Source organism: Enterococcus sp. AN402, assembly GCF_040719405.1.
In the GTDB taxonomy this organism is placed as follows: Bacteria; Bacillota; Bacilli; order Lactobacillales; family Enterococcaceae; genus Enterococcus; species Enterococcus faecalis.
Map to the genome: position 1 here is coordinate 1 of NZ_JBFDTM010000004.1, position 15,876 is coordinate 15,876.

Consider the following 15,876-nt stretch of genomic DNA (forward strand, 5'->3'; position numbering starts at 1 on the left):
ATAGTTACGAAAAATTCCACTTAAAAGAAGTCATCAATGCTTCTGGGAAAATGACCATTCTAGGTGTCTCCAAAGTTTCGGAGGCAGTCCTAGCAGCTCAACGATTCGGCGGCGAACATTTCTTTGAAATGAATGAACTTAGTGTGCAAACAGGGGCCTTTTTAGCCGACTTGTTGAAGGTAGAAGATGCCCAAATCGTTTCCTCGGCTTCGGCGGGGATTGCCCAATCGGTGGCTGCCTTGATTGGAAAAGGCAGCTTGTACCACGCGTATCATCCCTATACAGAAAAAATTGAACAGCGAGAGATTGTTTTACCTAAAGGGCACAACGTGGACTACGGCACGCCTGTAGAAGTTATGGTAGCGCAAGGTGGCGGCCAAGTGGTGGAAGCTGGCTACGCCAACATGTGCAGTCCAGAACACGTGGAAATGATGATTTCTGAAAAAACAGCGGCCATTCTATACATCAAAAGCCATCATACCGTGCAAAAAAGTATGCTGACGGTGGCCGAAGCGGCCAAAGTGGCGCAACGCCACAAGGTGCCGCTAATTGTTGACGCGGCAGCAGAAGAAGATCTTTTCAAATACACTGAAGCAGGCGCTGATTTGGTGATTTACAGCGGCGCCAAAGCCATTGAAGGGCCAAGTGCCGGTTTAGTGGTCGGGAAAAAAGAATACATTGACTGGGTGCGCCTACAAGGCAAAGGCATTGGTCGGGCAATGAAAATTGGCAAAGACAATATCCTAGGCTTTACGCAAGCAGTGGAAGAATACTTGGCGCATGGCAGTGAATCAGGGGCTTCGATGCAAGAACGCTTAAAACCGTTTGTTGAAGCTATCAACAACTTGTCAGATTTAACCGCCAAAATCGTCCAAGATGGCGCTGGCCGAGACATTTATCGCGCCAGTGTTAAAGTGGACGGCAGAAAAACTGCCAAGGAAGTCATCCAAGCATTAAAAGCAAAAAGTCCAGCCATTTATACGCGAGAATATCAAGCCAACAATGGCATCATTGAGTTTGACATTCGTTCTGTCAATCAAGAAGAAATGAACAAAATCGTGCAACGATTACAAGAAATTATGGACACAAAGGAGAAATAAGCCATGTCATTAAAACCTAATTATTTAGAAGAACGCATTTGTTTAAACGTCTTAGCCAATTCAGTAGAAAATGCCCAAGCCTGTTATGAAGCAGCAGAAGGGCATGTTGTGTTAGGCGTCCTTTCAAAAAACTATGAAACCGATGAAGCAGCCATTGACGATATGAAAAAATACCAAGCAGCAACCAACAACGCTTTATCTGTCGGCTTAGGGGCTGGCGATCCTAATCAAAGTCAAATGGTGGCTCGCTTATCAGAAGTTCTACAACCGCAACACGTGAACCAAGTCTTCACAGGTGTCGGCGCTTCGCGGGCCTTACTTCGTCAAGACGAAACAGTGATTAATGGCTTGGTTTCACCCACAGGCAAAGTTGGCTATGTCAACATTGCGACAGGTCCGTTAAGCTCGGGTGCGCCAGCGGCGGAAGTGCCTATCGAAACCGCCATCAAATTGTTGAAAGACATGGGGGGCAGTTCCATTAAATATTTCCCGATGAAAGGCTTGGCTCACAAAGAAGAATACCAAGCAGTAGCAGCAGCTTGTGCCAAGTATGACTTTTATTTAGAACCAACAGGGGGCATTGATTTAGAAAACTTTGAAGAAATTGTTCAAATTGCGGTGGATGCCGGCGTTAAAAAAATCATTCCTCATGTCTACAGCTCAATTATCGATCAAGAAACAGGGGACACTAGAACAGAAGACGTGAAAACGTTACTAACCATGATGAAAAACACATTGAATAAGTAAAGGGCCAATCTTTATTTGACTTTCTTCGCCAGATTTGCTACTCTCAAGTGGAGAATAAATAAAAACCAACAAATGAATGTGGGGTATTTTGGTGAGTGTCGTAGGTATCTAATTGATAAGTTGAATAACCAGTGAACCAAGCAAGGTTTATTTGGTGTGCTTAGAAAGTGATACCTGTCAGTCATCTCATTTACTAAATACCTCCTTTAGAAGAGGTTTCTTTAGTAACCTTTATCCAATGATAAAGAGGACAGCGGTAGAACGCTGTCCTCTTTTTTCTGTAGAAACTGGTTTTTATTTAAAGGCGCCAGGTATTCTTTTCGCGATAGAAAGGAAGAAAAAACAAATGAATCATGAAACCATTCAAAAATTACAATTTACAACAATTCTTAAAGAAGTTCAAACACGTGCGATTGGCGAGTATAGTAAAGAACGGTTGGCGAAAATGGTCCCTGCAACACGTTTAGAAACAGTGCAGTCCCGCTTAACGGAAACAACCGAGGCCCGCTTAATTATTGATAGCGGACAACACGTCCCTTTCATGGGCTTGAGCCAAATTACCCGCTTGCTTCAACAAGTGAAAAAAGGCTTAATCCTTACACCAAACGAATTGATTGAGGTGGCTGACTTTTTAAGAAGTAGTCAGCGAATCCAGAAGTTTTTTGAAAAAAATCAATACCAAACACCACGCCTATTTAGTTACAGTCAGCACTTAGCTGATTTCAGAGCAATTGAAGAACAAATTTATACGAAAATCCATAACCAAAAAGTTGCCACCGATGCTTCTCGACAACTTCGGAAAATCCGGCGTCAAATCAATGAATGCCAACAAGAAATTGAAACAAAAGTCACCAAATTTTTACGTAATAAAAATAATCAACTGTATATTCAAGAAAATATGATGGTGAAAAAAGGGGAACATTACACGGTACCAATCAAAGCTAGCTATAAAAATAAGGTTTCAGGCACAATCATTGAGCAATCCAATAAAGGACAAACGGTCTTTATTGAACCTGTAGCAATTAGTAAATTAAATGAACAATTGACACTCTTAAAAGCGGAAGAAACAGCGGAAGAATATCAAATTTTGGCAGAACTAACAGGGTTAATCAATGAGCAAGAACGACTTGTCGATCAAGCCGTCGATACAATGACCACCTTAGATATTATTTTTGCACGAGGAAAGTATAGTCGCGAAATTGGTGGGATTACGCCAAAAGTAAACAAAGAAGAACGCTTGCGCATTGTTCAAGGAAAACACCCTCTTTTATTAGAACACGCAGTACCATTGACGTTTTCTTTAGGAGCAGAGTATCGAGGACTTGTCATTACAGGTGCCAATGCTGGTGGTAAAACGGTTGTCTTGAAAACAGTTGGCTTATTGACTGTCATGACACAATTTGGGTTGCAAATTCCAGCACAAGCGGGCACAGAGATTCCAGTATTAGATGAAATTTTTGTCGATATTGGTGATCAGCAAAATCTGGAAAATGCGTTAAGCACTTTTTCTGGGCACATGAAAAATATTGCGGAAATGTTGCGTAACGTTAAGCGACACACGCTTGTTTTATTAGATGAAATTGGCAGTGGAACCGAGCCGAACGAAGGAGCTGGCTTAGCGATTGCTATCATGGAAACGATGTATCAAAAGGGGGCCTTGGTAGTTGCAACGACCCATTATGGTGAAATTAAACGTTTTGCCCAAGAGCATGACGATTTTGTGCCCGCCGCAATGGCCTTCGATCGTGAAACATTAACGCCCAAATATCAATTGAAAATTGGTGAAGTTGGCGATAGTCAGGCTCTTTGGATTGCACGTAAAATGAAGATGGAGCCACAGCTCATTGAAAAGGCGGCTCATTATATTCAGCGGAAAGAATACCCTACTAATCGAAGTCTATTTAAACCCCTGAAAGCAAAAGAAACGACCTTTGCCACGTTTGTAGAAGAAACACACCGTTATCAAAAAGGTGATCGTGTCCTATTGACAGAAACACAACAAATTGGGTTGGTTTTTACAGATGAGGGTGAACAAGAAATCCAAGTATTTGTGAATGATAAAATCGAAAATGTACCACGAAGACGGTTGAAATTACAAGCGAAAGCACAAGATCTATATCCGCAAGACTATGATTTAGAAAGTTTATTTACAGATTTCCATGAACGAAAGAAACTCAAAGATATTGAACGCGGCTCAAAAAAAGCGCAGAAACAATTACGCAAAGAAGCCGAAAAAAGAGCAGCAAGACGCGACAAATAAGGAACTTAACAGAAGCAATACAACAACTTAACACTTTGTTTACTTGTTATTTATCAGAAATCAACTAAGACTTGTTATAGTCAATGTATGGGTAGATATGAAGGAGGAAACAAGGAAATGAAGAAAAGAGCTTTGCTAGGGGTTACCTTATTAACATTCACAACATTAGCGGGTTGTACAAATTTATCTGAACAAAAAAGCGGCGAAAAACAAACAGAGGTTGCTGAAGCGAAGGCAACTGAATCCGAAAAAGCACCAGTAAAAAATGTTATTTTTATGATTGGAGATGGCATGGGGAATCCGTATACAACGGGCTATCGCTATTTCAAAGCCAATCACTCAGACAAGCGTGTTCCCCAAACAGCTTTTGATACCTATTTAGTTGGGCAACAAGCCACTTATCCAGAAGATGAAGAAGAGAATGTCACCGATTCAGCGTCCGCAGCGACAGCGATGGCTGCTGGAGTGAAAACCTACAATAATGCTATTGCGCTCGATAATGACAAGTCCAAAACAGAAACAGTGCTGGAACGTGCGAAAAAAGTGGGGAAATCAACGGGGCTTGTAGCAACATCTGAAATAACACATGCAACCCCTGCTGCATATGGCGCACATAATGTTTCACGCAAAAATATGGCAGAAATCGCTGATGACTATTTTGATGATCAAATCGACGGACAACATAAAGTCGATGTGTTACTTGGCGGCGGCTCCGAATTATTTGCCCGGAAAGATCGTGATTTAGTCAAAGAATTTTCCCAAGCGGGTTATGGTCATGTCACAGACAAAAAGTCGTTAAATGAAAACCAAGACGACAAAATTTTAGGCTTGTTTGCACCAGGCGGGCTACCTAAAATGATTGACCGAACGGAAGAGGTCCCTTCATTAGCTGATATGACAGAAGCGGCTCTTCAACGGTTAGATAAAAATGAAAAAGGTTTCTTTTTAATGGTTGAAGGTAGTCAAATTGATTGGGCCGGGCATAGCAATGATATTGTTGGCGCGATGAGCGAAATGCAAGACTTCGAAGCGGCGTTTGAAAAGGCCATCGATTTTGCCAAAAAAGATGGTGAAACATTGGTGGTTACAACTGCAGATCATTCAACAGGGGGCTTGTCTTTAGGCAAAGGAGATCAATACAACTGGTTGACGGAGCCTTTACATGCGGCAAAACGCACGCCTGATTTTATGGCAGAAGAAATTATTAAAAATGGTAATGTGGAAAAAACAGTGACTGAGTATATTGATTTTCAATTAAGTGAGGCTGAATTGAAAGCAGTGAAAACAGCGGCGGAGTCAAAAGATGTTGAAAAAATCGCTCAGGCATTAAGAAAGATTTTTGATGAACGTTCGAATACTGGTTGGACTACTGGCGGACACACAGGAGAAGATGTAAATGTCTATGCTTATGGCCCACAAGCAGAAGCTTTTTCAGGACAAATTGATAATACAGACCAAGCGAAGATTATTTTTGGCTTAGTAGATGGCACCGGGCAAAAAGCTGAGATTAAAGATAAAGGTATTGGCAAATAACAAAATGAAGAAAAAGCAGAACGTATAGAAGTTCTGCTTTTTCTTCATTGGAGGCATAAAAATTTTATCTCTGTTATAATGAAGGTAACCAGATAAAAGTGAGGTCAAATAATGAAAAAAATGCATGTTGAAAGTGAATTTGCACCGTTACGTTCAGTTGTTTTAGCACAATCGCAATTTTGTTTACCAGATAAATTTGATGAAGCGGATACGACTTTTTTAACAGAGGAAAATGCCCGTTTAACACAGAATAATGAAGGGCGCGATTTAGCAGACTTTGCACCAGAACAACAAGTGCGTTGGGAAAAAGAAAAAGAAGTCATGCAAGGAGTATTAGAATCTTATGGCGTAGAAGTATTTCGTCCACGTTTATTGACAACCTATGAAAAAGAACATGGCAAGGAATTGGGCGTAGGATATAGTAACTTCTTTTCACGAGACCCTTTTTTTACAATTGGCAATCTCTTAATAGAAGGAAACTTAAGATTTCAACACCGTCGACAAGAAATTTTACCAATTCGTCCGATTATTCAGCAGTGGACACAAGAAGCAGAAGGCTATTATTTTGCTGCGCCACAACCTGACATTTCTGAAGGGGCTTTAAGTGAAGCAGGTCCCTTTATTGAAGGCGGCGATGTTTTAGTTCTAGGAAAAACAATTTTTGTGGGCTACTCTGGCTTGGCAAGTAACCTAGCAGGAATTCAGTGGTTAGCCAATATGATTGGTCATTTTGGTTATGAAGTGGTGCCGGTTCGGTTACATCCGCATATTCTCCACTTAGATTGTGCGTTAAGCTTGTTGAGAGAAGGCTTGATGATTGTTTGTGAAGAGGCCTTTTTGGATGGACTTCCTGCGCAATTAGCCAACTGGGAAAAAATTCACGTTACTTTGCAAGAAGCAGCGTATTTAGTGACAAATGGTCTACCGCTTAACGAAGAAACGTATATAACGGACCAATCGTTTACAACCTTAATTCCTCAAATAGAAGCAAAAGGTATCAAAGTTGAGGCAATTGATTACCATGTTTCTAGAATGTTAGGTGGTTCTTTCCGTTGTACAACGCAAGCTTTGATTAGAGAATAGTCAGCGAGTGATTATCAATTTTCGTAAGAAAAAATGTACGTTTTGTCTATGAAAACGATATAATTTTAGTTTTCACTATTTTTTTTAAAAATATTGAGGAAATTTTGATTTAATAAATGCGAGAAAACGTCAAAATGTTAGTGTTTGTTACTAATATTTTGACGTTTTCTCGCTGTTTTTTTATAAAATTACCACTTTATATATGAAAAAAAACGATATCTTTTTTGAAAATTACGTTTTCAAAGACACAAAAAGTCGTTGGAACCTTGCTGTTATAGTAAATTCATTTTTTTTGCATGAGGTGTTTAAAATTTGAAATCACAAGCAGTCTTTTTTTCGCTATACTTAGTTTACGTTCTACTGAGATAGAAAAGTTTTTCACTTTTTTATTCATTAATTAACCAAGATATAAAGGAGAGAGTAAAATGAAGAAAAAAACATTGGTAACTTTATTTGCAGGAACAGCTATTTTAGGGGCAAGCATCGCTCCTGCAGCAGCGCATGCAACAACGACTGGTACAACACCAGCAAACGTAGAGATGACAAGTGGTTCATTACCAGGCGGTACGGGTGATGGAGATGACGGAAGCACACAAGAGCCAGGACCAGGTACGAATACTAACTTTGATTTGTTATATGTTCCAACAGAATTCAAATTTGCTTCGACAGAAGTTAGTTCTGATTTATCAGCGATTTCGTTAGATGCGACAGGTACCCAAACAAAACGTTATGGTGTCGGGGATGTTCGTGGAACACAAGCGGGTTGGTCAGTTACTGCCGGCGTTGCTGAAATGAAAAACGGTACTGCTACGTTAGAAGGTTCAATTACCTTTGCACAAACAGGAGCGGTAGCGAAATATGATGAAACAACAACAAAATACTCACGTGATGTGGCTGCCTTTGCAGCAGATCCAGGAAGTCCTGAATTTGCTGGAACAACTATTCCAGTAGGTGGAGCAGCTGTATCAATTGCTACAGCAGCAGTTGGTAAAGGTCAAGGTACATGGGATTCTGAATTATCAAATGTAAAATTAAACATTACAACACCTAGTTCACAAATTATAAATGGTGCGTATACAGGTAACGTAACTTGGACATTAGTGGCTGCGCCATAAACAGTTACTAACGAGAATACTGCATTACTAGAAAAGGAGCTGCGCAGTGGTGCACGGCTCCTTTTCGATACATAGGAGGAACAAATAATGAAGACAATGCGCTGGCTAATCGTCACAGTTTTTATTTGTGTGATGGCATTAAGCATCCCTTCTGCTGTACAAGCAGAAGAAGCGGATGACAACATGAATACAAAATTTACAGTTAAACCCAATATTCCTGAGAATCAAGCGAAAAATACGCAATCCTACTATGATCTCATTGTAAAACCAGGACAGAAACAAGAAGTCGAATTATCATTAATTAATAAAACAGATGAAGAATTGACGATTGATTTAAATTTGGCGAATGCTGTGACGAATGACAATGGTTTAATTGTGTACAATGATTTCGAGAAAAAACCAGATTCAAGTTTAAAAGTACCCTTGACAACATTAATTAAATTACCTGAGGAACATGTAAAAGTTCCCGCTAAGAAAACCGTAACAGCCAAAATGACTGTCGAAATTCCAGCGAATGGTTTCCAAGGATTAGTTTTGGGTGGTGTTTATGCTTCGCTTGCAGAAGATGAAAAGGAAGAAAAAGGAAAATCAACGGGTTTAACCAGTCGATATGGATTTAATGTAGCAATTGCTTTACGAATGTCAGAAGATACACCGATGTATCTAGCAGAGACTCTTCAATTAGTTAAATTAGTTCCGACCATTGCTTTAGGAAATAAATCGGTCCAAGCGGTTATTCAGAATCCGACATCCGCTATTTTTCCTGAAGTACGTTTAGAAGGAAAAGTAACGAAAAAAGGCGAAACGAAAGAATATGCCAAACGGATTTTACCAAGTGTTCGTTTTGCGCCAAATTCGACGATGAACTTCCATTTAGATTTCGGGAAAGAAGATGTTCGTCCAGGAACCTATATTTTTGAAGGAAAAGCGGTCTTGAAAGAAGATGAACAACAAGTGTGGCCGTTTAAGCAAGAATTTACCATCAGTAGTCAAGAAGCCAAAAAATTAAATAAAGAAGCAGTAGTGAAATTGGTCCTACCGACTTGGTGGAATCAAGCTTTTTATGGCTTGTTAGCTGCAACAATTGTGAGTCTAATTCTAGCTATTTGGCGTTTTACGCAACAGAAAGCAACACTGAAACAACAAGCCTATTTACAACAAGAAAAACAGGCAGCCTTGAAAAATAGACAAGGAGCACGCTATGATGACAATGAAAAGTAAAGGGTCACTTCTGGTGACATTGGGAATACTTTTAACCGTCAGCATTGCGATTCTGACCGCTTCTTCTGAGAGCTTTGCAGAAGAAGCGGGACAAACGAATATCGGTGTGACGTTTTATGGAGGGAAGGCACCCCTAAGAACGAAAGGTGGCACTAAGTCAACAGAACAACCAGTCACTAATAAAGATAAAAAAACGTCACAACAACAAGACAAAGTGAGCAGAAAAACCACTGCTAAAACGAATCCGACTAATGCACAGACGTCATTACCAAGGACAGGTGAACGAAATAGCACGTGGCTTTACAGCCTTGGTATTGCATGTTTACTCGTAGTACTAACAAGTTTCTATTATTTGAATAAAAAAAGGAAAAAGGAAAAATAATGTGCTGTTTTTATAAACAGAGTCAATTGTAGAAGGAGGAATATAGATGGAGATTACGATGTGGATTTGGATTTGTGCTGGCTTGGCCGTCCTTTGTTTTGCTTTATTTTTACTGTTCTTAGTAAATAGCATGAATTTTGTTCATCAAGCAAAGCCTAAGCAGTCTTTAGTAAAACAATCAATGTTTAGTTGGCTGCTTCTGGTGATGTGTGGTGGCTGGGTAGCAATAGCTATCTTGCTGAATATCGCATTACAAACACAATTAACATAAAGAAAACCCGTTGTAAGTTTTTAAGAAACTTGCAACGGGTTTTTGTTAACTTTAAAATAAAGAACGGTACAATTTATCAAAAAAGTACAGTAGACATTTGTACCCAACTTAGATAGAAAATAAAGCGCTATCATTATATGATGATTACAGGAGGAGGACACAGCTGTGAATTATAAAATAAGTTATCTCCTTGACGAGTATGCAGGGCAAAAAATTGCGCTCTCTTTGGCTCAACAAATAACCGATCTTTCGCAACGAGAATTAGTGACACAACTTTCGACAATAGGCGGAGCAGTTCAACAGAATACCGTCAGCATTCCAAACCTTTCCGCAAATGAATGGGGAAAACAACTTTTTCAACAACGTCAAGTGATTTATAGCGAAACAGAAAGACAAGCACTTATTTTTTTACTCACTTATTCAGAAATCGAAGAACTATCGGTGTATCATTACCAAAATTTTTTAGATGTTTCGAAAGGTACTATTTTAGCGGACATCAAAAAAGTACGACACCAACTAGCAACTGAAAACATTGCTTTATCCTACGAACGAAAACGAGGGTTTTACCTAGAAGGAGATGAATTTCGGATTCGTCGTTTCGGGAAAAATTGGCTTGCCCGCCTCTTACAACAAAAGTCGGGCACCTTCGCTTTATTTTGCTGGCTCAGTCAGCATCAAATGAGCCAATACGCAAAAATGCGTGACGGCATTCAATTAGCCGTCCAGGAAGCGCAGCTTCAACTGGTACCCAGCAGATTGGATGAAATTAGTTACTTTCTTGCTTTTTCTCAAAAAAGATTAGGCAAATATGGAACAGTCGTCTGGCCTGAGAACCAGTTAATTCAGTCCTTACGCGCTTATCCCGTCAGTCGTCGTATTTTAAGTGATTTAGTTGGGCCAGTGGCGAATGTAGAAACTGAGAGTCTTTTTTTCACGATTTGTTTAATGACAGCCTTGCAAGGAGAATTGCGAGATACGAAGTTAGAGTTTTTATTAGATATTTCTGGTGAAATTATTCGGAAAATGGAATTGTTGGCCGTTGTTCAATTTGAACAGCCTCGTGAATTGCTCATGAATGTGTATTATCATCTGGTTCCTGCCTATTTTCGGATTAACTATGGCTTTTACTTGCCGAATGTTTTAATCAAGGATATTCGACAATCGTACCGGTCGCTTTATCATCTTTGTGAACAAGCGTTAGCTCCTTTAGAAAAATTAACGAAACGGTCAATCCCGTCAGAGGAAATCGGTTTTTTTACCATATTATTTGGTGGAGAAATTTTCGGCCAAAAAAATGAGCAGCGGCAAGAAAAGCTAAAAGCGCTAATTGTTTGTCCCAGTGGTATCAGTTCTTCGTTGATTTTGCAATCGGAATTGCGTCGGCTATTTCCAATGATTGAATTTAAAGAAACAAATGCGGTGAGGGAAATAGAGAATGTGTCTGAAAAAAGCTATGACATCATTTTCTCAACGGTCCCTATTGAAACAGCCAAAAAGGTTTATCTTACCAAGCCCATTATGAGCTCTTTGGAGAAAAATCAATTGATGCACCAAGTTCAATCAGATTGGCTATTGCCAGGTATTTCCATGCCAGATGTTAAAGATATTTTAGATGCGTTAAAACCTTATATTTCCTTAAAAAAAGGAGTCACAGAAGCGCAGTTATATCGTGTCTTGCATCGTAAAATGAACAAAATTTTAGAAAAAGAGGAGGATCTGCGTCCAATGTTATCGGAATTATTAACAACAGAAACAGTCCAAGTCCTGCCTGAAGTTGCAGACTGGCGAGCGGGAATTACAGAAGCTGCCAAGCCGTTATTAAAAAATGGCAGTATTACGGAAAAGTACATTGATGCGATGATTCAAAAAGTCGAATCGTTTGGGCCATTTATCCATATCTGTCCAGACGTAGCATTGCCTCATGCGCGACCAGAAGATGGCGTTAATCAGTTAGGCATGTCATTACTAAAAATCCAAAAAAGTGTCGATTTATTAGAAGATCCTAAGCATGAAATTCACCTTTTTATTTGTTTAGCTGCTTCAGATAACGAAACACATTTACGGGCCTTATCTAGTCTGACAAAAATTCTATCAAAAAAAGAATCATTACATCGCTTAGTGGCGGCTGAAACCGTCCCAGAAATATTATCAATTATCCAAGAAGGAGAGAAATAAGATGAAGATTTTTACAGTTTGTCAAAGTGGTTTAGGAACAAGTTTTATGGTGCAAATGAATATCCAACAAATTTTAGAGGAAGTCGGTGTTGATACAGATAATTTTCAAATTGATCACACAGATGTCGGGAGTGCCAGTGGTGATATGGCTGATTACTTCTTTGTCGAAAAAACATTGCAAGATGCTTTAGGGTCAATTCCTGCTGAAAAAATCATTCCTTTAAATGCGATTATTGATTACGATGAAACGAAGGAGAAAGTCTTGAAAGTTTTAGATGACAATGGCATTGCACATCAATAAGAAGGAGGAAAAACATGGAAACTTTATTGAATTTATTTGTTTCAATTGTTAGCCAGCCAGCGATTCTGGTTTCATTAATTGCTTTGTTGGGATTAGTTTTACAGAAAAAGAAATTTTCTGATGTTGTTCAAGGAACGTTGAAAACATTCGTCGGCTTCTTAGTTTTAATTGGTGGCGCAGGGCTATTGGCGAACTCATTAACGCCCTTTGCGGAGATGTTCCAAACCGCATTAAATACACAAGGCGTGGTGCCTAGTAATGAAGCAGTTGTAGCGATTGCCTTGCAACAATATGGGACACCAACTGCTCTGATTATGTTGGTGGGCATGGTTGTTAATATTCTGTTGGCGCGTTTTACACGTTTTAAATATATCTTTTTGACAGGTCAAGCGATGATGTACGTTTCGTGTTTGACAGCCGTTATTTTAGTGGGGGCCGGTTTTAGCGTTAGTTTACCAATGATTCTTTTAGGTGGTTTATTTGAAGGAACTTTATTAACAGTGACACCTGCTCTTTGTCAGCCCTTTATGAAACAAATTACTGGAAATGATAAAGTAGCAATGGGGCATACAGGGAATATTGGTTATGCGGCAAGTGGCTTTATTGGAAAAGTCTTTGGGAATAAAGAAAAGTCAACGGAAGATATTAAAATTCCTAAAAGTTTTGGTTTTTTAAGAGACTCAACCATCTCAATTATGATTTTGATGTCGATTGTCTATGTGATTTTGGCTTTGCTGGCTGGGACAGGCTATGTCGAGCATGAGTTAAGCAATGGCGAAAATGCGATTATCTTTTCATTAATTCAAGCAGGAACCTTTACGGCTGGTTTCGTAGTGGTTTTACAGGGTGTGCGGATGGTTTTAGGAGAAATTGTGCCAGCTTTCCAAGGAATTGCTAAAAAATTAGTGCCTAATTCTAAACCAGCACTTGATGTTCCCATTATCTTTCCTTATGCGCCAAATGCTGTCTTGATTGGGTTCTTTGTGAGCTTTATTGTGGGAACTATTTCAATGTTAGCGATGGTTGGTCTGAATACCACCGTGATTATACCAGGCGTTGTCGGGCACTTTTTCTGTGGTGCCGCGGCAGGCGTTTTTGGAAATTCCACAGGGGGACGTCGAGGAGCGATTTTAGGAGCTGCGTTTAATGGCTTATTAATTAGTTGGTTACCGTTATTTATTTTACCAGTCTTGGGTGATCTACAGTTAGCATCCTCAACGTTTGCGGATACAGATTATTTAATCCCAGGCCTATTTTTAGGCAAATTAGGTGAGGCAGGTCCGAGTCTTTTAGTAGGAGGAATCATTGCTTTTGTAGTGGTTGTTCTTTTGGCTAGCGCTGTTTTGACTATGCGGGAGAAAAAAGTCGCCGAAGAAAACTAAGTGTTTTCTTCTACAAAAAGGCAAGTGGGACAGAAGTCGTTTTGACTTCTGTCCCACTTGCCTTTTACCATTGTTCTTGGATAAACTGTGCAATTTGTTTCCGCGCTTGTCGTCCTTCTGGCAAGTATTGTTTCATTGCGAAAACGTGTTGCATGCCAGGCACCAATCGGCAAGTATCTTGTGGTCGTGGCCCTAATTGCTTTAAAAATTGGTGATAGGAAGGGCAAAAAACTTCATGTGTGCCGCCCACGAAAAAAAGTGGCGGAAATTTTTGATAATCAAAGGACAAGCAATTTAAAGAAAGCGTGGCGTGATTGGCCGTGTCGTCAATCTCTTGGGCAATTAATTGTAAATAGTTCATGCCAATCATTTTGTCCTTTTTTTGATAACTTTTGGCAACAGGAATGTCTAAATGTCCATCTAACCAAGGAGAAATTAAAACAGCAGCTTTGGGTAAGCGTTCAGGGAAATCGATGGCTAAATTCTGCAATACGTTTAAAACCAATGTACCACCAGCAGAATCACCTAATAAAATAACATCTTCGGGATCATAATGCTGTAAAATTTCTTGATAAGCAGCATAGCAATGATTATAAATATCAGCAAAAGACTTATTTGGTGCTAATGGATATACAGGGATAAAATAATCTGTTGCAAAAGAGAGATCTTCAATTAGTTTATAACTAAAGTCTAATTGGCTATAGGCGAGATTCAATGTAAAGCCCCCACCATGCAGGTACAGTACAGCTTTCTTGGTAGGCGCAATAACGGAGTTTGACATGCGATACATCGTAGGAAATTGAGTCGTTTCTTGAAGAGGAAAAAGATGACGTAAATGTTTTGGCAAAGTTACTTGTTCATTTAATGATCGTTGCCAATGATAAAAAGCCTTGGTGACTTTCGGATTTCGTTCAAGTCGAGCAATTTGGGAAAGACGTAAAGAATCTTCAAAAAGACAGGCTTTTAAGGATTTTTGACGAGAACGTGCGTGGAACAAATATGCGCTAGCTAACAACAAACCAATCGATTTCTTTTTCAATTAAGGCCCTCCATTCAGCAAAAAGTAAATCATTTTTTCTACAGTATAACATTTTAAAAGTAGAACAACGAAATTTGTTGAAGGGATGAAAGGACGGTTTAAACGAATGTACGTATTTATTTGTGGTTGCGTAAAGTAAATGATTGTAGTAAATTAAATGAGATTAAGAGGTCCGGTGAATGGGCGCGTTCACGGCAAGGAGAGAAGTAGGATGACAAATAAAAAGGTTACAATTAAAGATGTTGCCAATGACTCAGGTGTCTCCATTACTACCGTTTCACAAATTTTAAACGGGAATGGGGCACGGTTTAGTGGGAAAACGGTCGAAAAAGTATTGGCTGCAAAAGAGCGATTAAACTATCAGCCCGACTATTTTGCGCAACGTATGGTGATGAAAAAAAGTAAGACGATTGGCGTAATCGTACCTGATATTACTAATCCATTTTTCGCGCAATTGATTCGAGGAATTGAAAGTGTTTTATACAAAGAAAATTTTATACTGATGTTATGCAATGCGGACCAAGACGTTACAAGAGAACATGAATATTTAACAGAGTTGATTCGTCGTAGTGTCGATGGCTTTGTGATTGCAAGTTCTGAAATTTCCAATCAAACGATTAATGAAACGCTACGTGCGAAAAAGATTCCGTTTATTGTACTTGACCAAAAAAAAGCAGAAGGCTTTAGCGACGCTGTTTTGACAGACGATTATAGAGGTGGGCAACTAGCAGCAAAACATTTACAAGAGCAACGACATGAACAGGTCGTCGTGGTAATGCCACCACATGCGCCAGTCAATATTCAGCAACGGTTAAAAGGTTTTTGTTCTGTTTATACGGAAAAGGTCCAGTTAATCGAAACAGAATTATCAAAAACTGGCGGCTACCAAGCTGTCCCCGAAATTTTAAAAACAGAGAGCACCGGAATTTTTGCTATCAATGATGAAATTGCTTTTGGTTTATATCGAGGATTAGCAGAAGCGGGCAAAAAAATTCCTGAGGATTATAGTATTATTGGTTATGACAATGTTGACATGTGCGAGTATGTTTCGCCGCCGCTAACAACAATTGCTCAACCTGTTTTTCAATTGGGGCAAACTACGGCGACTTTATTATTGGAAAGAATCCATCAGCCTGCAAAAGATTGGGAGGAGCAAACCTTGCCGGTCCAACTGATTGAACGATTTTCGACAGCACCCTTGAAATAGCTTTCAAGGTGTGCTATATTTTTGTTGTGGAATTAAAACGTTTTACTAAAACGTTTTAAT

14 protein-coding genes are annotated in these 15,876 nt (G+C 39.4%); 13 read left to right on the plus strand and 1 reads right to left on the minus strand.

Translation table 11 applies throughout. The features are described from left to right. The 12 genes from AB1I62_RS01290 to AB1I62_RS01345 all read left to right on the plus strand — a co-directional run. Positions 1–1,100 (plus strand): DgaE family pyridoxal phosphate-dependent ammonia lyase (locus AB1I62_RS01290; RefSeq protein ID WP_367018934.1); only part of this gene is annotated, 1,100 nt, incomplete at its 5' end. Between the two features lie 3 nt (positions 1,101–1,103). Next, on the plus strand, positions 1,104–1,847 hold the full coding sequence (locus tag AB1I62_RS01295; RefSeq protein WP_002361094.1) for a KDGP aldolase family protein: 744 nt from the start codon (positions 1,104–1,106) through the stop codon (positions 1,845–1,847). 238 nt (positions 1,848–2,085) lie between these two features. Beyond that, positions 2,086–4,107 (plus strand): mannonate oxidoreductase, encoded by a 2,022-nt coding sequence (locus AB1I62_RS01300; protein ID WP_048737536.1) that lies wholly within the window; start codon positions 2,086–2,088, stop codon positions 4,105–4,107. 87 nt (positions 4,108–4,194) lie between these two features. Beyond that, positions 4,195–5,640, plus strand: a complete 1,446-nt coding sequence (locus AB1I62_RS01305; protein ID WP_002381148.1) for an alkaline phosphatase — start codon at positions 4,195–4,197, stop codon at positions 5,638–5,640. A gap of 111 nt (positions 5,641–5,751) precedes the next feature. After that, positions 5,752–6,723 (plus strand): dimethylarginine dimethylaminohydrolase family protein, encoded by a 972-nt coding sequence (locus AB1I62_RS01310; protein ID WP_002359145.1) that lies wholly within the window; start codon positions 5,752–5,754, stop codon positions 6,721–6,723. Positions 6,724–7,148: 425 nt separating this feature from the next. Continuing rightward, positions 7,149–7,838, plus strand: coding sequence for a WxL domain-containing protein (locus tag AB1I62_RS01315; RefSeq protein WP_048737538.1), 690 nt, complete (start codon positions 7,149–7,151; stop codon positions 7,836–7,838). 87 nt (positions 7,839–7,925) lie between these two features. Continuing rightward, the gene (locus AB1I62_RS01320) at positions 7,926–9,059 is read left to right on the plus strand and encodes a DUF916 and DUF3324 domain-containing protein (protein WP_002385299.1); all 1,134 of its coding nucleotides are present in this window, start codon (positions 7,926–7,928) and stop codon (positions 9,057–9,059) included. After that, positions 9,040–9,441, plus strand: coding sequence for an LPXTG cell wall anchor domain-containing protein (locus AB1I62_RS01325; protein WP_048737540.1), 402 nt, complete (start codon positions 9,040–9,042; stop codon positions 9,439–9,441). The genes AB1I62_RS01320 and AB1I62_RS01325 overlap by 20 nt, the downstream gene beginning before the upstream one ends. Positions 9,442–9,487: 46 nt before the next feature. Further along, positions 9,488–9,712: a hypothetical protein gene (locus AB1I62_RS01330; protein WP_002378909.1), complete on the plus strand. Its 225-nt coding sequence runs from the start codon at positions 9,488–9,490 to the stop codon at positions 9,710–9,712. 165 nt (positions 9,713–9,877) lie between these two features. Continuing rightward, positions 9,878–11,887 (plus strand): BglG family transcription antiterminator, encoded by a 2,010-nt coding sequence (locus AB1I62_RS01335; RefSeq protein WP_367018938.1) that lies wholly within the window; start codon positions 9,878–9,880, stop codon positions 11,885–11,887. Between the two features lies 1 nt (position 11,888). Beyond that, a complete protein-coding gene (locus AB1I62_RS01340) occupies positions 11,889–12,188 on the plus strand; it encodes a PTS sugar transporter subunit IIB (RefSeq protein ID WP_002367331.1) in 300 nt (99 codons plus the stop codon). Between the two features lie 14 nt (positions 12,189–12,202). Further along, the gene (locus tag AB1I62_RS01345; protein ID WP_002355097.1) at positions 12,203–13,570 is read left to right on the plus strand and encodes a PTS ascorbate transporter subunit IIC; all 1,368 of its coding nucleotides are present in this window, start codon (positions 12,203–12,205) and stop codon (positions 13,568–13,570) included. 64 nt (positions 13,571–13,634) lie between these two features. Here the strand turns inward: AB1I62_RS01345 and AB1I62_RS01350 are convergent, their stop codons facing one another. Beyond that, positions 13,635–14,609 (minus strand): alpha/beta hydrolase, encoded by a 975-nt coding sequence (locus tag AB1I62_RS01350; RefSeq protein ID WP_048737547.1) that lies wholly within the window; start codon positions 14,607–14,609, stop codon positions 13,635–13,637. A 211-nt stretch (positions 14,610–14,820) separates the two neighbouring features. On the opposite strand from AB1I62_RS01350, the gene AB1I62_RS01355 reads away from it, so the two are divergent. Continuing rightward, positions 14,821–15,816, plus strand: coding sequence for a substrate-binding domain-containing protein (locus tag AB1I62_RS01355; RefSeq protein WP_002359151.1), 996 nt, complete (start codon positions 14,821–14,823; stop codon positions 15,814–15,816). The last annotated feature ends 60 nt before the right edge of the window (positions 15,817–15,876 follow it).